The sequence below is a fragment of the Paraburkholderia caribensis genome (assembly GCF_002902945.1).
Lineage (GTDB): Bacteria > Pseudomonadota > Gammaproteobacteria > Burkholderiales > Burkholderiaceae > Paraburkholderia > Paraburkholderia caribensis.
In genome coordinates, this window is the sequence record NZ_CP026104.1 from 371561 (window position 1) to 390783 (window position 19223).

At 59.8% G+C, this 19223-nt stretch carries 18 protein-coding genes and 1 pseudogene; 10 read left to right on the forward strand and 9 right to left on the reverse strand.

The window, feature by feature from the left end; translation table 11 throughout:
• Positions 1-9 precede the first annotated feature (9 nt).
• The gene (locus C2L66_RS40205; protein WP_060611230.1) at positions 10-1047 is read right to left on the reverse strand and encodes a 3-oxoacyl-[acyl-carrier-protein] synthase III C-terminal domain-containing protein; all 1038 of its coding nucleotides are present in this window, start codon (positions 1045-1047) and stop codon (positions 10-12) included.
• Positions 1048-1557: 510 nt separating this feature from the next.
• Here C2L66_RS40205 and C2L66_RS40210 point away from each other — a divergent pair.
• Together C2L66_RS40210 and C2L66_RS42485 are read left to right on the forward strand one after the other, a co-directional pair.
• Positions 1558-2559, forward strand: a complete 1002-nt coding sequence (locus C2L66_RS40210; protein ID WP_060611232.1) for a GSU2403 family nucleotidyltransferase fold protein — start codon at positions 1558-1560, stop codon at positions 2557-2559.
• Between the two features lie 657 nt (positions 2560-3216).
• Positions 3217-3597, forward strand: coding sequence for a carboxylesterase family protein (locus tag C2L66_RS42485; RefSeq protein ID WP_098021747.1), 381 nt, complete (start codon positions 3217-3219; stop codon positions 3595-3597).
• A gap of 294 nt (positions 3598-3891) precedes the next feature.
• On the opposite strand, the gene C2L66_RS40220 is transcribed toward C2L66_RS42485, so the two are convergent.
• Entirely contained in the window at positions 3892-5505 is a 1614-nt protein-coding gene (locus C2L66_RS40220) for an FAD-binding protein (RefSeq protein ID WP_233445132.1), read from the reverse strand.
• Between the two features lie 362 nt (positions 5506-5867).
• Complete coding sequence (locus C2L66_RS40225; RefSeq protein WP_148654683.1) at positions 5868-6692, reverse strand: hypothetical protein; 825 nt, start codon at positions 6690-6692, stop codon at positions 5868-5870.
• Between the two features lie 209 nt (positions 6693-6901).
• Between C2L66_RS40225 and C2L66_RS40230 the strand changes: the two genes are divergently transcribed.
• The 4 genes from C2L66_RS40230 to C2L66_RS40245 are packed head-to-tail and all read left to right on the forward strand — an operon-like array spanning position 6902 to position 11085.
• Positions 6902-7285 (forward strand): BlaI/MecI/CopY family transcriptional regulator, encoded by a 384-nt coding sequence (locus C2L66_RS40230; protein WP_060611360.1) that lies wholly within the window; start codon positions 6902-6904, stop codon positions 7283-7285.
• Positions 7282-9042, forward strand: coding sequence for a M56 family metallopeptidase (locus tag C2L66_RS40235; protein WP_082670613.1), 1761 nt, complete (start codon positions 7282-7284; stop codon positions 9040-9042). The genes C2L66_RS40230 and C2L66_RS40235 overlap by 4 nt, the downstream gene beginning before the upstream one ends.
• Before the next feature lie 46 nt (positions 9043-9088).
• Positions 9089-9961 (forward strand): class A beta-lactamase, encoded by an 873-nt coding sequence (gene bla, locus C2L66_RS40240; RefSeq protein WP_233445133.1) that lies wholly within the window; start codon positions 9089-9091, stop codon positions 9959-9961.
• The gene (locus C2L66_RS40245; RefSeq protein ID WP_060611362.1) at positions 9958-11085 is read left to right on the forward strand and encodes an acyltransferase family protein; all 1128 of its coding nucleotides are present in this window, start codon (positions 9958-9960) and stop codon (positions 11083-11085) included. Before bla ends, C2L66_RS40245 begins: the two co-directional genes overlap by 4 nt.
• A 269-nt stretch (positions 11086-11354) precedes the next feature.
• Here the strand turns inward: C2L66_RS40245 and C2L66_RS40250 are convergent, their stop codons facing one another.
• Both C2L66_RS40250 and C2L66_RS40255 read right to left on the reverse strand, forming a co-directional pair.
• Positions 11355-12785 (reverse strand): IS1182 family transposase, encoded by a 1431-nt coding sequence (locus tag C2L66_RS40250; RefSeq protein WP_060611357.1) that lies wholly within the window; start codon positions 12783-12785, stop codon positions 11355-11357.
• A gap of 168 nt (positions 12786-12953) precedes the next feature.
• Positions 12954-13859 carry a LysR substrate-binding domain-containing protein gene (locus C2L66_RS40255; protein ID WP_060611241.1) on the reverse strand — a complete coding sequence of 302 codons (906 nt, stop codon included), beginning with the start codon at positions 13857-13859 and terminating at the stop codon, positions 12954-12956.
• 165 nt (positions 13860-14024) lie between these two features.
• Between C2L66_RS40255 and C2L66_RS40260 the strand changes: the two genes are divergently transcribed.
• From C2L66_RS40260 to C2L66_RS42495, 4 genes and pseudogenes are all read left to right on the forward strand, one after another.
• Complete coding sequence (locus tag C2L66_RS40260; protein ID WP_060611363.1) at positions 14025-14567, forward strand: hypothetical protein; 543 nt, start codon at positions 14025-14027, stop codon at positions 14565-14567.
• 7 nt (positions 14568-14574) lie between these two features.
• Positions 14575-14901, forward strand: a complete 327-nt coding sequence (locus C2L66_RS42110) for a hypothetical protein (RefSeq protein WP_060611243.1) — start codon at positions 14575-14577, stop codon at positions 14899-14901.
• A gap of 141 nt (positions 14902-15042) precedes the next feature.
• Positions 15043-15330: pseudogene (locus C2L66_RS42490) on the forward strand (MBL fold metallo-hydrolase); the annotation flags it as partial.
• Between the two features lie 67 nt (positions 15331-15397).
• On the forward strand, positions 15398-15763 hold the full coding sequence (locus C2L66_RS42495) for an MBL fold metallo-hydrolase (protein WP_409372682.1): 366 nt from the start codon (positions 15398-15400) through the stop codon (positions 15761-15763).
• Between the two features lie 650 nt (positions 15764-16413).
• Here the strand turns inward: C2L66_RS42495 and C2L66_RS40280 are convergent.
• The 4 genes from C2L66_RS40280 to C2L66_RS40295 all read right to left on the reverse strand — a co-directional run bounded on the left by C2L66_RS40280 (position 16414) and on the right by C2L66_RS40295 (position 19220).
• Complete coding sequence (locus tag C2L66_RS40280) at positions 16414-17100, reverse strand: M24 family metallopeptidase (RefSeq protein ID WP_060611247.1); 687 nt, start codon at positions 17098-17100, stop codon at positions 16414-16416.
• A gap of 48 nt (positions 17101-17148) precedes the next feature.
• Entirely contained in the window at positions 17149-17931 is a 783-nt protein-coding gene (locus C2L66_RS40285; protein ID WP_060611249.1) for an alpha/beta fold hydrolase, read from the reverse strand.
• 15 nt (positions 17932-17946) lie between these two features.
• Positions 17947-18885: an alpha/beta hydrolase gene (locus tag C2L66_RS40290; protein ID WP_060611250.1), complete on the reverse strand. Its 939-nt coding sequence runs from the start codon at positions 18883-18885 to the stop codon at positions 17947-17949.
• A gap of 62 nt (positions 18886-18947) precedes the next feature.
• A complete protein-coding gene (locus C2L66_RS40295; RefSeq protein ID WP_060611252.1) occupies positions 18948-19220 on the reverse strand; it encodes a hypothetical protein in 273 nt (90 codons plus the stop codon).
• Positions 19221-19223 lie beyond the last annotated feature (3 nt).

The window sequence follows — 19223 nt, forward strand, 5'->3', positions numbered from 1 at the left end:
GACTCAGCCTCAGAATCTGAAGCTGCTTGCGTTAAATGACATGCCGGCGCTGCCTACCCAGCATAGCACCCGATCACCCCGGTTGAGCCGGCCTCTGTCTTTCGCCAGTGATATGGCCGCCGGGATCGACGCCGAAACAAGGTTTCCCGTCTCCGGATAAATATGGTAGATCTTGTCGTCGATCCCTGCCCGCACGCCATAGCCATGCCACGCCGCCTTCGAAGAGGCATGCGTGAAGACGATGTCAATTTCATTTTTCGGGATCGGGAGCTTCGAAAGCACCTCCGTGATCTCATCTGAGTTCTTGTGCAGTTCGTGACCGAAAGATGTAAAACGCATGTCACCGTTTGCTCCGATCCGTTCAGTCGGGTGACAAAAACCCTCGTAGCCCGGAATCGGGATAGTACACAGGTCTGACGCCTCTGGCTTGCCCCGGAAAGCAAAGCTGAAATTGCCGGGCTCGTTCGCGACAATCAGGGTCGCCGTCGCCGCTTCTCCTATTGTGAACGAGGGCAGCGTGTATTCCAGTTGCGCCTGGTTCTTCAGGACGAAATTCGCGGGATAGAGCGGTCCGCCGTTGAGCATGTTGAATTCGGCATTCACGATCATCGCGTTGCGATACTGACCGGTCTTGAAGAGACTATCGGCAATCGACATCGCCCTTGTCCAGCTCATGCATGCATCCACCACATCGAAGCACTCGGCGTTTTTGAATCCGAGCGTGCTGGCCATCATGTGACTGTTGCCGGGCTCGAGGAAGCCTCTGCCAATACCGACGAATATAAACAGTTCGATATGCTCTGGCCTAAGATACGTCTCGGACATCGCCTTGCGCGTCGCCATTGCGACATGGTCAATCGGCGACTCATGACTGTGACACCAACGGCGGTTGACGAGGCCACTACGGTCGAGCAACGTCTTTACGGTTCGCATAGCTCTGTTGATGTCGCCCTCGAACCCAGTCGAATGAAACCGGATCATGTCGACAACCTCGTCGTTGGTGACGGTTCTGGAGGGAAGGCTGGCCGCTACGTTTTTGATAAGCATATTAAGTCCGTGATTGATAGCGTGAACAAGATCATGTTCGTGCGGATGCACGCGGAAGCCTTGTGTCAGGTTCCGGCCTATGCGGCGTGGGTACCTTAACGTGTTCACGGTCCATCACAGAATTCGTTGTATTGTCCTCCACCTGAAGAACAGGGAATCACAGTCCAGGCCTTCCCTTTTCCGCGAAGCGTCGACATGACGAATTGTCCATCGCGTATGGCTGGTCCTTATCCAGTTAGTGGGACACGTTCGATAGTCGCGCTGGTGAAATCGCGGTGTGTCGACCCTTGAGCGCTCCGTCTCAACGGGTTGGACCATCAGGGAAAGCTTCCCCGACGGCGCGCTACGGCATCGGTCTCACGGGTATCAGTAGTTTATTAAAAACTACTGATACCAACACAAGTAGCACAGAGTATCATTGTCAGTAATTTATAGAAAACTACTGAGAAACACATGGTTATCTCGTCGACTGCACCCCTCTACACCATTCACGAGACAGCGCTACACGCGATGTACGCCGACCTCGAACGCGTCGCGCAGATACAGGACAAGGTTTTCATCGGTGCGCCCGGGACCATCGTCCAGCACCGCAAAGGCAACGCTGACTACTACGCGCGTCAGTATCTCGATGGCGACGGCCGACAGCGGCAGGCGTATCTCGCGGGACCCGTCGGCTCGCCTGAGGCGGACGCGCTGAAACAGTCGGTGCAGGACCGTATCGACGAAGTCAAGGCCGTGATCAAGACGGTGCGCGAACTCGCCAAGCTTAACTTCGCCGTGGCCGACTCGAAGACCTATGCGACTGTTGGCGCACTGTTCAACCACGGCGTGTTTGCCGCGGGCGGAACGCTGGTCGGTTCCCACGCGTACGGTGTGATTCTGAACCGGCTCGGTATCCGCGCGGCAAGCTATCACACCGAAGACATCGACATTGCGCGACGAGAGCAGCTCGCGCTCTCCGATATCCCGGCCGGCGGCCTTCTCGACATCCTCCAGCAGACGGGCATCCGGTTTGTCGAAGTGCCAGGGCTCGACCGGTCGGCGCCAGCAACGTCCTTCAAGGAAGCGGGAGCGTCGCGTTTTCACGTTGACCTGCTTGTGCCGTCGTCCGACGAGAATTTTACAATCCGGCCGGTACCCGAACTCAAGGCGCACGCCACCGGCCTCCCCTACCTCGCTTACGTCCTTGGAACCTCGCAGGACGGCGTGCTGCTCTCGCGCCACGGCGCAGTGCCGGTACGCGTGCCTGATGCCAACCGGTTTGCCGTGCATAAGCTGCTCGTCTCCCAGTTGCGCACGAACGACAGCACGAAATCTCTCAAGGATCTGAAGCAGGCAGCCGTTGTCATCGGCTTTCTCGGTGAGCATCATCCCGGCAGTATCGAGGATGCGTGCGAAGCGCTCCCAACGCGCGCACGCAGTCGCGTCAAGCGTGCGGTTGCGCCGCTCCAGAGGCTGCTTGAAGCGCATCCGGCAGCGGTTGACGAAGTGCGAGAGGCGCTCGCGGACTAGCACGGCGTCGATGTCGCGTCGTGTCGAAAAATTGACTTTACTTATGTCAAAGTACATAGCCATCCTACGTATATGGCACCGAGGTATATTCCGCATCGTCCTCGCCGGCCGTCACCCTATTCCCGGTGAACCTCCATGCGTGCGACGGTGCGATGGTGCGATGGTGCGATGGTTTGCCAGATCGAGTGTCTTGCCACCTTTGACTATCAAATCCCATTGGGCACGGCCCGAACCGGCGTTGCCTGACGGCGGCGAGCGGCATTTCTTGTGCGAATCCGTGCCGACCGCGAATGCACCAAACCGACCCATAAGCGACGACCACCCTACCCGATAGCGGCCACTCAGCCGTATCACACTTGGGCCGTTGTCACGGTCTTGCCCTCACCAAAAACCTGGAACACGAGTCGTTCGGCCACTGTTGCCCAATCCTCCGACCGGATGACGAAAACGGCAGAGAAGTGCTTCAGAGCCCTTCGAAATCCCGATAACTTGATTGTTGCTCCAGACGCAATAACCCGTGCACACTCGTCATTTGACTCAACTAACGACGGGTCAGATAATTTTTATCGTGGTAACGCCAACCAGGTTGACGCTTTCACAACGCTTAAAACCGCTGAGGCAGCTCTCAACTTGTTCTTACTCGCGACACCAAAACCAATGGCCCACATTATCAGTGCACCAGAATTGCAGGTGCGTACAGCACTAGGATCACTATTAGGCAAGGGAAACGACGTCCGACGCTTTTTAGGTATTCCCTATGCAGCGCCACCGGTCGGAGATCTGCAATGGCGGTCGCCGCAACCGCACGCCGGATGGTCTGGCGTGCGTGAGGCCATGAACTTTGCGTCGGACAGCTATCAGGACGCGGACGCGCGACTCCGGGGCCAAAATCTTAGCGAAGATTGTCTGTACCTGAACGTTTGGGCTCCGGCGCGAATTGGCAATGAAACGTTTCCTGTCATGGTCTGGATACATGGAAATGGCTACACGCGTGGTTCAGGGTCTCACGTAACCTACGATGGTTTAGCTCACACGTGACACGGCCTTGGTTCGGGCTTCCCGCCCATGGTACGAGCGCGTGATGGTTAGACAAACGGTCCAGCGCGTCCTAAGCGCAGAGGGTCGCTAGGAAGACGAAGCGGGTTGCAGCGTGAGTTCCTGGTTGGCCCACGCACATCTTTGGAAAGCTCGCCGCCCGAAGCTGCGAGCAGTCTTGGCGAGGGTGCCGGCCGTCTGCGGGTCAACGCCGATCGCACCCGGGCGAGCATACAGTCCGTGCTTTAGATGGCCGGCGCGCGACCGCCGCGATTCGATGAACGAACATTCCAAAGCTCACGAATGCACTCGCGTGAAGCCGTCTGGACTCCAGTCCTCGCTGCCGACCCCGTGATGGACGAAAAAGAATCCCGCTGGGTCGTAGCGGTTCTTGATCGCTTTGAGCCGAGCGTAATTGGTCCCCCAGAAGGCTTCGCGCCAATCTCCACGGAAAAAATCCGTCTCCGATAGATAGGAGCCGCTTCGTTGCGACAATGCTTTAAGAACGGCCGCAGCCTTGGCCACACGCTCGGCTTGACGACGCGCCTCTATCATGTCGGGCGGTGTGATCGGGAGCCCAGCAAACGGCGGCGGACCACCCGCAGCGACAATCATCAGGGCGAACGCGTCGGCAACTTTCGGATTCATGGCGCACTGGCGTGCTTGCTCGTTCACCTCCGCGGGGGCGCCCGCGAGTCCTTTGTTGAAATGCAGTTCCACGGCCTGAAATTGGGCGGCCTCCATAAGCGCCCCGGCAAGCTGGCCGCGCCGGGGTGGTTCGAGAAGCGTCGCGGGCAACCATTGTGACTCGTAGCCGTGCAGAAATAGTGAGGCCTGGTCTCCATCGCCTCCCCACCAACCGTGCTGGGCGGGCGCTCCGGCGCGCGGGTCGGGCACCAGTCCCGGGTTGGACTTGAGATCCCACCAGCGGCGTGCGGGACCGGCGCCGATCCGCGGTTCGCCATCTAAAGTGAAATCTGCCGGTGAAGCGCGTACCCAATCGGTGAACGGCGCCCAGACCGCTTGGGCCTGTTCTTCGTTGAGGCCCTGACACACCATCGACACACGGACTTCGTCTTCGCGGAAAACAAGCTGCTCACCCCATTGTGGATTGAACAGGTTTTCGGCGTAGTGATCGACGAGCCGTTCGACCAGCCGACGGTAAGCCTCGCGCGATGACGCCTTGACCGTGAATTCGGCCCAGCCAAAGTGCTCAGGCAGATCGTAGGTGTGCAAAGTGATCCTGGTCAACACACCGAAACTGCCGCCGCCTCCGCCTTTCAACGCCCAGAAAAGATCGGGCTCCCGCGATGCGTTGACCGTGCGGACGACGCCGTCGGCGGTGACCACCTCGGCCTGGAGCAGGCTTGCGGCCGCCAATCCATAACGCTTCGAGAATGACCCGAAACCGCCGCCCTGGACGAGGCCGGCCACCCCCACGCTCGCACAACCGCCGCCCTGGACGTATCGCCCCGCCTGAGTGGTGACGGCAGCGTAGACGTCGATCCACATGCAGCCGGCCTCCACGGTCACGGCCGGCGTCGGCGGCATCGAGGAGCCCAGCGGCACAAAGGCGTCGTGCAGCTCGATGCGGTTCATCGCGCGTGTCCAGATCAAAAGCGAATCCGGCGCGTTTGAGCCGCCCAGATAACTATGCCCCCCGCCTTTCACCACCAGACGCAGATTGTGTCGGCGGACGAAATTGATGCCGGCAACCACGTCCGCCGTAGAACGGGCGGCCACGGCGTAGGCGCTCGCGCGGGGTGTCCATCCGTCGAGCCAGCCTGATATCTGGGTGCCGCCGGGATCGTCGCCGAGCGCGATCGGGTTTCGCGCTTCCTCAAGGCGAGCAAGACAAGCGGGCGTGTGGGGTGCTTCCGCACAGGTCTGCCAGATCGTCGTGGGTCGCAACAAATTTCCACCAACTGCGCGACTCAGCGCCCGCCACTCCTCTGCTTCTGGCCACGCAGGATCACCAGGCCGGATGCGGTCCATTACAGCCACGACTGGAGTCACGTCCGCAAAGATCGTGGCGGTGGGAAGCAATGGCAGAGCGGCAACACCCTTTAGCAGGCATCGTCTCTTCACGTCGTCTCATTTCCTTATCGAGCGACAATCAGCTTCGAGAACCATCTTCTCTGGAACCAGGCGCGGGCCCGATAGGCTTCAATCGACCGGGTAACCAAGGGCCGTTACCAAAAGGTCAAAGCGTCCTCAGCTGTCAGCGCAACATCATAGATCAGATGCCAACCTCGACGCGTGGGCCGCGATGCTCAGGCCGTCTGTGAAAATCCCAATGACTTGGTCCCAGAAGGCGGAAAGAAATTCGGGATCACCGAAGTATTCTGAAAGACACTCATCTGGCCGCCGAAAAGCGTATTGCCCGATGTTGAAACGAAGGTCGACGTACCATCTTCAGCAGCCTGCGCACTCTTCGCGAACAGCAAAAAGCCCGCTGCGGTGGTCGGATCCTGGTCGAGATCCATCTTGCTCCCGTCGGCCAGCTTGTAATCGCCGTCCTTCATCTGATATTTTCGCGCATCCTGCCCGAGCGACTGGAAAAGCGACATAAACCCTCCGAGCGCGTCCGCTTTCTCGCTAACCGCGTCGGACTGGGATGCGGTGAGCGGCGTTCCATCCGCTTCAGACCACTTTGCATAGCCGCTCACCGCGTCATTATGAAAAGCGCTAACCGAAGCGACGAGTGAAGCGTTTCCTTTAAGCATGCCTTGAAGCCACGCTATATCGTTTGCGCCAAGGTCCTCGGACGTGACCTCGATCGAGCCGTTGCTCGAATGGAAATCAAAGTGGGCATTGGCGAGGTCCGGCCTCTGCGACAGGACTGACTGCATTGTGGACGTCAGGGCGTTAGCGATGTTCCGCGCGTCGTTTCCCATTTTCAACGGTGCGCCCAAAGCATCCAGATACTTTGCGACGCGAGCCGCTGTCACAGACGGATCAACGACAGTCACAGCAACTTGCGTCGGCGACGCTTGCGTGGCTGGCAAAGACTGCATCAACCCGGGAGTACCCAGCGGGAGTTGGCTTTGGCCCAATGCCACCGGGTTCGAATTTGCCAACGTAATTGGCGCGCTCATTCGTTCCTCTCTCTTTGTCCTGTAAGCGAGTTTACGACGACTTTGCGGAAAACGTGAGGCTTGGAGTTGAAATCGCCGAACGAATGGCGAGGGTACAACGAATTGCCGATCGGGCAAAGATCTCCGTGAGGACACGCCCCCATCTGCGTAGACAATTTGGTCTAGACAAGTTACTCTACGTCATCCCGTCTTTGCTCGAAGGTGTCGTCATGACCAAAGCTAGTCCCGCGACCCGCCCGACTGCGGCTGAACTCGAACTCCTTCGGGTTCTATGGCCAATCGGCTCCGCCACCGTCAAGCAGGTCCATGAGGCCATGCATGAGGAACGTGCGGACGTTACCTATGCCAGCGTATTGCGCCAGATGCAGGTCATGCATGCGAAGGGGCTACTTACGCGCGACGAAAGTGAGCGTTCCCACGTCTACGCGCCCGCGCAAAGCCAGAACATGCTGCAAACCAGCCTGCTGAAGGAACTGATCCACAAGGCGTTCTCGGGTTCGGGCAAGGCACTTGTCATGGCCGCTTTGCGCAAGCACGTTAGTCAGGAGGAACGAGAGGAAATTCGCAAATTTCTCCATGGAGATAAGCGATGAGCCCATTTGCCTGGACGCTTGTTCAGGCATTGGGCTGGGCGCTCATTTGCTTCGCATGGAAAGGTGCCTTGATCGGCGTGGCAACGGCGCTCTCGTTGCGGCTAATGCGTAACGCCAGTCCGCAAAGTCGCTATGCGCTCGTCTGCCTTTCGCTTCTTTTGTGTCTCGCGATACCAGTGTTCGATGCGTACCGCGGTATCGAAACGGCGTCGCGGCCATCTGGCTGGTCTCGCGCGACCGACTCCCTGATCGTGCCAACGGAACACACACGCGAAGCGTTCACGATTGAGAACGTCGTGCCCTGGCTGGTTGCGGCATGGCTGGTCGGTGTCGCCGCCATGTCGTGCCGGCTGACCGCCGGCTTGCTGTGGGTACGTCGGATCGGACACGCGTTTCCCGCCTGGCCAGATCCCCGTTGGCAGGACTACATGTCGACGCTGGCCGTGCGTTGCGGGCTGTCGCGTTCGGTGACGCTGCGCGTGGCAACGCATCTCACAAGCCCGCTGACGATCGGCTGGTGGCGACCGCTCGTGCTTGTTCCGGCTGTGTTGCTGACGCGCATGCCACCCGATCTGCTCGAAGCGGTGCTTGCCCACGAAGTCGCGCATATCAAGCGCGCCGACTATCTGGTCAACCTGCTGCAAAGCGTGATCGAGGCGCTGCTCTTTTTTCATCCAGCAGTGTGGTGGCTGTCGAGGCAAATTCGTATCGAGCGGGAATGCGTTGCTGATCAGATCGCCGGCACGCTAATACAAAGTCCGCGACGTTTGGCGCTCGCACTTGAGCAACTCGACGCTCTTCAATCGACGAGTGCGCGATACGCGTCAGTCGCGCAATCGGCGCGGGGTGGCCATCTGCTGGACCGCATCAGACGCCTCTGCCACCCCGTCCCGCCCTCGCCGTACTGGGTCGCATGCGTCCCGGCCATCACGGTTTGCTTCGTCGCGTTGTGCGTGACGGCGCAGACACTGTGGCAGGTGCCCGTGTCGCAACACGCGGCGGGCATCGTGCCCGCCGGGTTGCTCGCATCGAACCACGTCGTGGTGATCGACGACAAATCCGGTCAGGTCCTGTTCCAGAAGCGCCCAGACGATATCGTGCCGATCGCATCGTTGACGAAGTTGATGACCGCCATGGTCGTGCTCGATGCCCGGCCCGATATGAACCGGACCATTCGCATCGACGCCAGCGACGCCGAAGCTTTTCGGCCAAGCCGCACGGGGTTGCCGGCCGGCGCGAGTCTGCCCCTCCATGCGGTGCTGCAACTCGCTCTGATGTCGTCGAATAACAGCGCGGCATATGCGCTGGCGCATGATTATCCCGGCGGTTTCCCGGCGTTCCAGACCGCGATGCGCGCCAAGATCGCGGCGCTCGGGCTTAAGCACACGACGATCGAAGAGCCGACCGGCCTCTCGCCGCTCAACACGTCGACGGCAAGCGACGTCTCGCTCATGGTCAACGCGGCAGCCCGCTATCCGGCGATCGCACGCGCCTCGACTGCCCCCCGAAGCCTCGTTCCGATCGACGGCAAGCTCGTGGAGTACCAGAACACGAATCCGCTCGTCGGGCAGAAAGGCTGGGACATTGCCTTGTCGAAAACCGGCTTTACCGACGCGGCCGGACGTTGCCTGATCATGCGGCTGCACTCGGTTCGGGACAGCGTCACGATGGTGTTTCTGGATGCCGGGCCCGCTGCGTTCCCTGCGCGCGACGCGATCAACATCCGTCGCCTCCTGCTTGCCCACAAGCTGGCTTGACGTTAGTCGCGCGCACCGCGTTTCTTCACTCTGACTGGACCTGACCTTGACTCACTCGATCACGCGTCGAAAGCTGTTGATTGGATTGCCCTTGCTCGCCGGCATGGGCGTGGCTCCCGCATTGCGGGCAGCCGATTCACCGGTCTCCGATATCGAGCGGCGCAATGGAGGCCGCCTCGGTGTGTTTGCGATCGATACCGGCTCGGGCCGCACACTGAGCCACCGCGCCGAAGAACGCTTCCTGATGTGCAGCACGTTCAAGGGATTGCTCGCAGCGCAGATACTGGCCCGCGTCGATGGCGGCGCGGAGCGGCTCGATCGACTCGTTCACTACACGGAGAAGGATCTTGTTTTCACGTCGCCTGTGACCAAGGCCAACGTCGCGCGGGGTGCGTTGTCGATCGACGCGCTCTGCCGGGCAGTCCTCGTGGAGAGCGACAACACGGCCGCTATCCTGTTGATGCGCAGCGCCGGTGGTCCCGCGGCGTTGACCCGGTTTGTGCGCGGACTCGGCGATACAGTCACGCGCTCGGACCGCTATGAGCCCGAGTCGAACCGCTATCGCGGGGTGCTCGACACCACGACGCCGAAGGCCATCGCCACCACGGCGCAGCGCCTTCTGATTGGTGACGCCCTGAGCGCCAGCTCTCGCGCACAACTGGAGCGCGGCATGGCCGACTGCAAGCCAGGGCTCAACCGGATTCGCGCCGTGCTGCCCGCAGGTTGGCAGGCCGCCGACCGGCCCGGCACCAGTGTCGAAAGCGAGACCAACGACTACGCGCTCGTGCGCCCGCCCGGGCGCGCGCCATTGCTCATTGCTGCCTACTACGATGCGCCTGGCGTCAGCATGGAAGCACGCGAGGCCGTTTTGCGCGAAGCGGGCACGGCGTTCGTGCAGTGGGCCACGAGCGCGGCATGACCGAGGCCCCCACGCGAAACCGGAAGATCGATTTACTCCGTGGCGTTTCCATCCTGCTCGTGCTGTTTCACCACTTCAATATCGCCTATCGGCTCGACGACACTTTTCTGTCGCGCGTATTCGGCTGGGAAGCGGTCCGGGCTGTTGCACGAAACGGCAACTATGGCGTCACGATGTTTTTTGTGATCTCGGGATATCTGATAACGGCGAACGCAACTCGCCGCTGGTCCGAACTCGGTCATGTTGATGTCAGGGTGTTCTACGGCTTGCGCTTCGCGCGCATCGTTCCGTGCCTGTTGCTGCTGCTGGCTGTGGTGAACGCGCTTGCAATGGCTGGCATTGCCATCTTCCAGAACCACTCGCCGGCCGGCACGCCGGTTTCATTTTGGCTTGTGAACCTGGCTTCGTTGACGTTCTGGATGAACGTGCTCATCGGGACGCACGGATGGACCAACTATGCACTCGGCGTGTTGTGGTCGCTTTCCGTCGAGGAGGTGTTTTACCTCTCGTTTCCTCTGCTTTGTCTCGCGTTTCGCAGGGAGGCGCAGCTCGTTGCTTTCTGGCTCGCATGCATTTTCGTTGGTCCGGCTTACCGTTTCCTGCACCAAGGCGACGAGGGTGGTTATCTCTACGCGTATTTCGCATGCTTCGACGCAATCGCCACCGGCTGTTGCGCGGCGCTGCTAGCAAGACGCGGCGCGTGGCGTGGCCGCGCGTGGAGCGTGCGGGCATGGCCGACGGCGCTGGCCATGACGTTTGTCTATCTGTCCTGGCCGATCCGCGAAAGCAACGTGTTCGGTGTCACGGCAATGGCCTTCGGCGCTGCGGTTTTGCTACTGGGCGCGAGTGATCGGCTGGACGAATCAAAAGTACGAGGCACGCGTGTGTCCACAGTGCTAGAAGGGTTCGGCAGGCTTAGCTATGAACTCTATCTGTTTCACCTTATCGTGCTGGGCCTGCTGCGCACGATTTTCCCGCCTTCCGGCGTGGCGGGTGACGAGAAACTGGTGGTTCTGGTCGGCTATCTGTTGCTTTCTACCTGCCTGAGCGTATTCATCGCGCGAATGTACGCTGAGCCGTCGAGTCGCATTGTGCGCCATTGGCTGATTCCGAGAAGATCTTGACCTAAAAGCGAGTACTGCGAGCGGGATCAACCTGACATCGAACACCCCCAGCTCGAATCGGGTGCAGAGGCTGAGCGACTGGTTCTGGTCGGGGTGCGGCCGGTCCCGCTACCACCGCCAACGTCCGCTTTTGGCCCAGACTGTGTCGAAACGGGCGGCCACAAGAAATAACGAAACCGGTCTCATCGGACGTTGCAGCTTTTCGATTGCGACAAGCCGAACGAAACCCGGCGAACAGATTGCAAAGGTTCAACAACCCCATGCGGGCATCACGCCCGCATTGCTGTCATAAGCGTTTCTGAACCGAGTAACCGGATCACTCGCTTCATGTTGTACGCCAGCACGTGCAAGCTCATTTCAGTGCTCACTCGTTCGATGGTCCGCGTGAGGAAATGAGTGGCCCCCATCCATGCCTTAATCGTGCCGAAGGGATGCTCGACTGTCTCTCGCCGGGTACGCATTATCTCAGGAGCATGATCAAGTCGCGCCTGCATTTCCTCAACAAGGGTCTCGTGCTCCCAGCGGGTCATACGCCGCTCAGTGCCCGGCGTACATTTCTCTTTTAACGAGCACTGCTGGCAATTCGAACTCCAATACTTGCCGAGCTTCAGAGCACGCTCTATGGTCCAGCATCGCCAGATGAGCCGCTCACCGGCCGGACACCGATATTCGTTCGTTTCCGGGTTGTAAATAAAATCATCCCTGCTGAAACGGCCATGCGCCGTGGCGGTTGATGTCACCGTCTTTGCCACGAATACGGTGATGCCAGCTTCGTGGCATGCAAGTATCTCTTCGCTCTTGTAGTAGCCTCGATCCGCGATCGCAGTGAGTTTGCCTACACCCATTTCCGTTCGGGCAAGCTTCGCCATCGACGTCAGTTGATCACGATCAATGCCGTTGTTAGTTACCTCGTGCGCGACGATCAAATGGTGCTTCGTATCCACTGCCGTCTGGACGTTGTAGCCAACAACTCCGGTCCCACGCGTCTTCATTGAACGCGCGTCCGGGTCGGTAAGCGAAACCTGCTTGTCAGGTGTCGCGTTCAGTCGCACCTCGATCTCCTTGAGGCTTCGCATCTGCTCCTTCAAGGCCGCAATCTTGTCTTGCAGTCGCTCTGTCCTGACCTTCGCGACTGCCGGCTCCTGACGATCCGCTGTGTCCATTGCCTCGAGATAGCGAGCGATACTTGACTCGATGTCGCGCATGCGTCGTTCAAGCTTCGCGCTCGTGAAGTTACGGTCGCGGTGGTTCACCGCCTTGAACTTGCTGCCGTCAATCGCAACGATCGCTTCGGCGAAGAGGTCCAGACGCTGGCACAGCACGACGAACTGACGGCAGACGCTACGGATCGCTTTGCCGTTGTCTTTACGGAACCGCGCAATGGTCTTGAAGTCTGGTGCCAGGCGGCCCGTAAGCCACATGAGTTCGACGTTGCGCTGAGCCTCGCGTTCAAGGCGGCGGCTCGACTGAATACGATTCAGGTACCCGTAGATATAGATCTTGAGCATCACCTCGGGGTGATACGACGGCCGACCAGTCAACGCTGGTTCGACGCCTTCAAACCCAAGCTTACGAAGATCAAGCTCATCGACAAAGACATCAACTACGCGCACGGGATTGGTGTCCGTCACGTAGTCATCGAGCGCTTCAGGAAGGAGAGAGCTTTGTGTACGATTGTCGCCTTGAACCAACCGTTTCATGTTGCTCATCCTCGCTTTCGGATGGCAAATTTTAACGCATCCAAAATGCGTTTTGACACAATCTGGGCCGATCACGGTCCGATGCTGATCGCATAGGGTGCTCGCCGAAGAACGATCCGCGTCGGGCCGTCATCGAGATGCAACGGCCGTTCGATGAGTCGCGCTGAATCAGGTGCTGCCCTGAAGCGCTATGCCTCGGGCTTCCTCGAGAATCCATGTCGCAAATGCCTGAAGTGGCCCCGCACTCAATTCGATTGGCTCGGGAAGAACGAGGCAGAAGTTTTTGGCGACCCCTTTACCGTCCGGCCAGGGCGCTACCAAACGGCCTTGTTCAAGCTCCGTCCCGATGTAAAGGCGCGGCACCAATGCCACGCCCAAGCCGGCTAGCGCTGCCTCAATCAGCATGGAATGGAGATCGTAACGGGCACCAACCGCAGAGTTGGTCAGCGCGATGCTGGACTCTTGGGCATAGAGCTGCCAAGCGTCCGGATTTTGGCGCCTGTGAAGGCGTGGCAGTTCATCCAGCGACGTGTTTGCACCGGCGTCCTCGAGGAGCGCCGGACTGCACACGGGCACCAGCACCTCTTCGAGCAGGTGATGCAGATGCATACCCGCCCATGCGGGATGCTCGAAATGAATGGCAGCGTCGAAGCCGCTACCTACAAGAAGGAAGGGGTCCATCCGTTCTGCGATATGCACGGTGATGTTCGGGTGCTTATCCTGAAATCGCTTTAGCCGGGGGATGAGCCAACGCGTTGCGAAGGTCGGAATGGCTGCGATATCGATGCTCGCGCCCTCAATGGGCTGCCCCATCAGATACAGGCTGTCGCGCTCCAGCCGATCGAGACTCTCACGAACCTGCACTGCGTATCGCGTGCCGTTCGGTGCAAGCCGTACGCGATTTCCGACTCGCTCGAATAGTGCAACACCCAAAAACGCCTCCAACCGAGCAATCTGACGACTGATGGCGCCTTCGGTGAGCGCCAATTCGTCCGCGGCGCGGGCGAAGCTTCCGTGTCGCGCCGCTGCCTCGAAGGCCAGGAGTGCAGAGATGCTTGGGAGCTTGCGACGCATTGGAATCTGGCCGAGGTATTGGGTGGACGTCAGCTTGAGTAAATGTCACTGAAGGCTGACTTTCTTTCGATTTTCACGCGGGAAACAACAGGCTAGCATTACTTTACCGCAATGAAAGTGGCGCTCGCAGCGAGTTGCGCATCCGCCACCAAGGACAATCCGATGATGATCTACACCGTGGAATGCAGCTTCGCCGATCCCACCAGCGAACCCGAATGGAACGACTTCTATAGCCTCGAAAAGTTGCCCGCTCTCATCTCGGTGACCGGTTTCCACACGTCGCAGCGCTTCAAGGCGAGAAGTGATGGTTGCCCTGTCTACCTCGCCGTCCACACGATCGACAATCTAGACGTTCTGACTGGAGACGAATATCGCCGCAAGGGCGGCGGTAATTTCGCCAGGTGGCAGCAGCACATCACCGACTGGCATCGAAATCTCTACAGCGATATCGGCGTGGCGCCCGCGGTCAACGCCGACGAACTGCTCGCACTGTGCGCCGGCGGCCCAGACCCTCTGATCCGGATGGGCCTTGACCCGTTTGCCATGCAAGCTGTCGCGCTGGAGAAGTTTCCGGAGCGGCGTTGGCTCGCGAAACTGCGTCTGAGCGACGCACGTCTTCTCGAGGGCCTTGAGGGTGTACACCTTTACGCGCCGATGACGGAGCAACTGACCAGCGCTCGAACGGCTTGGACCGCGCAAGAAAACTAGGTCAGCGATGCCAAACGTCACGTTCTACATTCACGCGGGGAAAATGCCGTGCGATGAACATCTTGCCGTCCTGTCCAATGACTGTGTCCAACTCTGCACGAACGTACTCGATGCAGAACTCAAAAACGTTCACGTCGTCTACGTGGACGTTCGGCATGGGCGCGGACATCCCGTTTTCGTGGAAGTCCAATATCGCCTCGAGACGTTTCGAACGCCAGCGGTAATGAACCGGTTCATGGATGCGCTCGAAAACGCCATCGCTTGCTACATAGGTCTCACGGCGCGCATCCGCTGTTTCGGCTACGCCGCGTCGAACATTCACGCCCGAAATTAATCGGTCTGGAGAAGCATGGTGCCCACCCTTACGTTTCCGAGTCAGCAAGTCGGCGACTTCACGATTGCCGCCATCAGCGATGGCTATCTCACGGCCAGCCTCGACTTCCTTTCGAATATCGACGCCGCGGAGGCCGCCAGAATGCAGGGCGACGCAGGGCAGAAGGAGCCTGCTGCTGTGCATATCAACTGCTACGTGGTGCGCAGCGCGGGCCGCACCGTGCTCATCGACAGCGGCGCTGGTGGGATCAAGCAATGGGGCGGCCGGCTGAAGCGCAATTTATTGCTCGCCGGCATCGAACCGTCCACAATCGACACCATCCTGCTCACACACGCCCATCCTGACCACGTCGGGGGGCTGTTGAATGCCGCCGGAGAAACGGCCTTTGCTAACGCACAGCTTGTCGTTCACGAGCGAGAAGTGAGGTTGGCAGGACGACGGCAATCTGGCGCGAGCCAGCGAGCGGGCGCGCGGAAACTTCCTCATCGCGCGCCGAGTGTTCGACTGCTACAGCGACACGCTCCGTACTTTCGACGATGGGGAAGTGCTTCCCGGTATCCGGGCGATGTCACTACCGGGACACACCGACGGGCACACCGGCTATCTCCTCGAATCCGGCGATACGGGTCCGCTGGTTTGGGGAGACGTGGTACATTTTCCTCACATTCAAATTGAGCGGCCGGATGTATCAATCGCGTTCGATCAAGACGCGTGTTTGGCGACGACCACACGATCCCGGCTGTTGGACCAGGTTAGTTCCGAACGGCTTCTGATCGCCGGCATGCATTTGGGCGAAGCCGGTTTCGCGCGGATAAGGCGAACGAGGGGGAAATACGGTCTGCTTTACGAGGCCGAAGCATGAGCCCTGGTGGTCGCTGACTGTGAGGCGCTTGCCGCGGACATTCGGCCGACGCTTTACGAAGCACTCTGGGCGACGTCCGCCAGTCTGACTTGTCGGACCCGTGACGTACGGCTGTTGCCGAGGCTGAACCTGCCGTTCGAAGGGCAAACCGCAGAGATGGGCGACCGTCGCTTCCTGGCCGACCAGTGCCCCACGACCGGGCGCGGCGATCGCCTCGGGCGCCGCCCCATGCAAAAGGCATAACTCGACCCACAGCTGTCGTTCGCGCTGTCTGATGTTCAACGGCGGCTAACCGAGTGGTCCGGACACCCACGCCAGCTTTAGGGCGCAGCGGTTCGGCCTTGCTGTCATTGAGACTGACGTGAGTTCATGTCAGCTGTATGGCGGTTGCCGACGGCGGCAAGATTGTGCATTCGACGGCGCCTTCCTGCATTGGCAAACTCACACCGCCGTCCCCTTGTCGATATCCGGATCAATGCGACGCCGACGATCGCTGCCACGTAGGATTATTCGATGGCTTCTATTGGCCACAAGAATCTGACGGTGCCTCCGCACGCGTTGGCCGCCGTCGAACAAATCTAAATGTTCTTAGCCCTTGCCTTCTATACCACGGGTAGCTACGACGTCTTACACCGCGACTCTGCTTTGCGCTACGCGTAATACTCGTCGGGCAGCAGCATGTCTTCGAAGAACGCGCCGAATCTGCCCTGCGGGTCGCGGATATGGCATTCGACGACCCATCGCATCGCGGCGGGACGGCGCTCGAGTCGCGCCAGGGGACCCGCATGAATCGCGGCATGCGGATAATCCGAAAGTCGGTGGCCCGCGACGACGGGATCGAGGAGCCAACCCGCCTTCGACGCGGCCTCGGCGGCGTGCCGGTACAGTTCGGCGCCCGTGAGCCCCTCGTTGATCCACAACGCGCGAACGTCATGGAACAACGCTTTGACGTCGCGCGCGCAACGCGCATGCTCCGCATGATCGCCCACCACGAAGGTGTCGCCCGCATCGCCTTCCCATGCACCATAACGGGGGCCGATGTCGATGAAGAAAATGTCGTTCTCCGCGAGCACGACGCGGGACGCTGGCTGCTCCGTCAACGGCCTCGCCGTGTTCGCGCCAAAACGCACGATGACGGGATGCCACGTGCGCGCCATTCCGGCATCCGCGAGCAAGCTCTTCGTCAGCTGAACGGCGTCGTCTTCCGTCATCCCCGGCTCGATATGACTCGCGACTTCGCGAATCACCGCAAGTGTCTTCGCACGCGTGTCGAGCATCCCGAGAATTGAAAACCCACGCCCGACCTCTTCGGGATCTTGAACTTGCGAATCTTGCACATGAACCTCTTTTGAACTTCAACATCTCTCGTTTCGATAGACGCCTCATTACCAGCCTGCGAGAAATTCGCGCAGCAACGTGATGTAGAGCGTCGGCTCTTCGACGTTGGGAAAATGACCTGAACGCTTCATCTCGACGAATTCCACATCGGAAATCAGGCTCGCACACTCCTGACCGTCCTGCACGCTGTTGAGCCGGTCGTAGCGTCCGGACATGACCAGCGTATTGGCCTTGATGCGCGGCAGCGCTGGCCTCAGATCGAAGCCCGTCAACGCCGCTGCGGCAGAGGCCCATTCCGGGGGCGTCAATGGAACGCGGCGCTCTTCGCTGATCCACGCCGCCTTCGTTGGCTCGCTCGCGTAAGGGCCGAAGGACAGCTTCAGCAGATATTCCTGCTGCTCGTCATGCGTCATGCCCTTGAATTCATCGGCATGTTCCGCAATCAGCCGCGCCGATGACGATGTCTCGCCATGACACTTCGGCACGACGAGCACCAGGCTATGAATGCGCGCGGGGTATCTCGCAGCGAGACCCTGCGCGACGTAACTGCCCATCGACGAGCCAACGACACGAGTGTCGGTCATCCCGAGCACATCGAGGACGCCTGCGGCATCGTCGATATGGTCGTCGAGCGTATAGTGCGCGGGACGCGCCGATCGGCCATGACCTCGCGCGTCGATTGCGACCGTCGTGAAGTACGGCTTGAACGACTCGACCTCCTTCGACCACACACGCCCGCTCGCGCCGAGTCCGTGAAGAAACAGCAGCGGCGGTCCCGTCCCCTCTATCGCGACACTGAGGTCGACACCGTTGACGCGCAATATCGGCATGGTTTGAGCACTCTTTCAGGCAGTTGTGGAAACGTCGGCGGACGCCGGGCGCATGTCGATGCCGAGATGCACGCGCAGGAACATGGCGCCTTCTTCCAGCGCGGCATCCGCTTCGTCGAGAACGGAATGCCATATGTGCCATTCATGAATCATTTGTGGCCAGATATCGAGGCGCACTCTCGCCTGGGCAGCACCTGCCTTGCCCGCGAAGCGCACCGAATCGTCGAGCAAGGTCTCGTTGCCGCCGACGTGAATCAGCAACGGCGGCAAGCCAGCCTGGTCGCCGAACAATGGCGACGCGAACGGCGTGGTATGCGACTGCGCACGCAAGTAGTTTTGTGCAAAGAATGCAAGACCTTCCGGTGAAACGACGGGATCGACGCTAGCCTTTGTCAAGACCGATTGCCCCGACATGCTCAAATCGAGCCACGGCGAAATCAGGAACGCCGCAGACGGCAGAGCGAGACAGCGACGCTTCAGATCCAGCATCAGCGACGCGCACAATCCTCCTCCTGCCGAATCGCCGACGAGCGCGATCGACTCCGGCGCGTATCCCTGCTGCAGCAGCCAGCACCAGGCGGCAACGGTGTCATCGAAGGCTGCGGGGTAAGGATGCTCCGGCGCCCGCCGGTAATCGAGCGCATACACGTTCGCCGTCGTGCGCACGGCGATCTCGGCGATCAGTGTACGGAATGTCTCAGGCTCACCCATCACGAATCCGCCGCCGTGCAGAAAGAGGATCGCCTTACCGGCTAACCCCTGTGGCGCGCTGCAATGAAGTCCCTTGAACCCGGGGAAGTCGAGGGTTCTAAAGCTCGCTCGCGGATTGACGGGCAGAGGTCCGTAGAGCGCCTTCAGTCCTTCGCGCAGTTGCGGCGCGGACAACTGCCCATGCGCGTCCTTGCTGACGCGCTCGATATTCGAAATAACGTTGACCAACTGTGTGTTCGACATGCTCTTGCCCCAGACGGTGACAGAGATTGAATAGCGACGCCGCGAACGTTTGCCCGTACGGTTCAAAGGCTTTCCGGCGAGGGACCGACATGCCACTCAGGCTCCCTGAACGCCGAAATCGGTGCATGCGGGTCGATCTCGATCACTTGCCCGCCGAACACGAGCGACGGCAAACGCGATACGCGTAGCGCTTCAGCTTCCGCTACCGCATCTCGCCGTTCCGACAGATTGACGACACGCAGCGCAAAGCGGGTCTTGTCGATCAACGTGTCCATGCTCTCGACCACTCCGACGCAGATCGAGCAGCCATCGTGATACAGCGTTATGGGAGTCATTTG

Bases quoted from the DNA above. Each gene is read 5' to 3' on its own strand.
- C2L66_RS40230 (WP_060611360.1), top strand. From the start codon at position 6,902: ATGACCAAAGCTAGTCCCGCGACCCGCCCGACTGCGGCTGAACTCGAA.
- C2L66_RS40250 (WP_060611357.1), bottom strand. From the start codon at position 12,785: ATGAAACGGTTGGTTCAAGGCGACAATCGTACACAAAGCTCTCTCCTT.
- C2L66_RS42110 (WP_060611243.1), top strand. From the start codon at position 14,575: ATGCCAAACGTCACGTTCTACATTCACGCGGGGAAAATGCCGTGCGAT.
- C2L66_RS42485 (WP_098021747.1), top strand. From the start codon at position 3,217: ATGGCCCACATTATCAGTGCACCAGAATTGCAGGTGCGTACAGCACTA.
- C2L66_RS40235 (WP_082670613.1), top strand. From the start codon at position 7,282: ATGAGCCCATTTGCCTGGACGCTTGTTCAGGCATTGGGCTGGGCGCTC.
- C2L66_RS40255 (WP_060611241.1), bottom strand. From the start codon at position 13,859: ATGCGTCGCAAGCTCCCAAGCATCTCTGCACTCCTGGCCTTCGAGGCA.
- C2L66_RS40285 (WP_060611249.1), bottom strand. From the start codon at position 17,931: ATGCCGATATTGCGCGTCAACGGTGTCGACCTCAGTGTCGCGATAGAG.
- C2L66_RS40225 (WP_148654683.1), bottom strand. From the start codon at position 6,692: ATGAGCGCGCCAATTACGTTGGCAAATTCGAACCCGGTGGCATTGGGC.
- C2L66_RS40210 (WP_060611232.1), top strand. From the start codon at position 1,558: ATGTACGCCGACCTCGAACGCGTCGCGCAGATACAGGACAAGGTTTTC.
- C2L66_RS40295 (WP_060611252.1), bottom strand. From the start codon at position 19,220: ATGACTCCCATAACGCTGTATCACGATGGCTGCTCGATCTGCGTCGGA.
- C2L66_RS40205 (WP_060611230.1), bottom strand. From the start codon at position 1,047: ATGCTTATCAAAAACGTAGCGGCCAGCCTTCCCTCCAGAACCGTCACC.
- C2L66_RS40245 (WP_060611362.1), top strand. From the start codon at position 9,958: ATGACCGAGGCCCCCACGCGAAACCGGAAGATCGATTTACTCCGTGGC.
- C2L66_RS40260 (WP_060611363.1), top strand. From the start codon at position 14,025: ATGATCTACACCGTGGAATGCAGCTTCGCCGATCCCACCAGCGAACCC.
- C2L66_RS40290 (WP_060611250.1), bottom strand. From the start codon at position 18,885: ATGTCGAACACACAGTTGGTCAACGTTATTTCGAATATCGAGCGCGTC.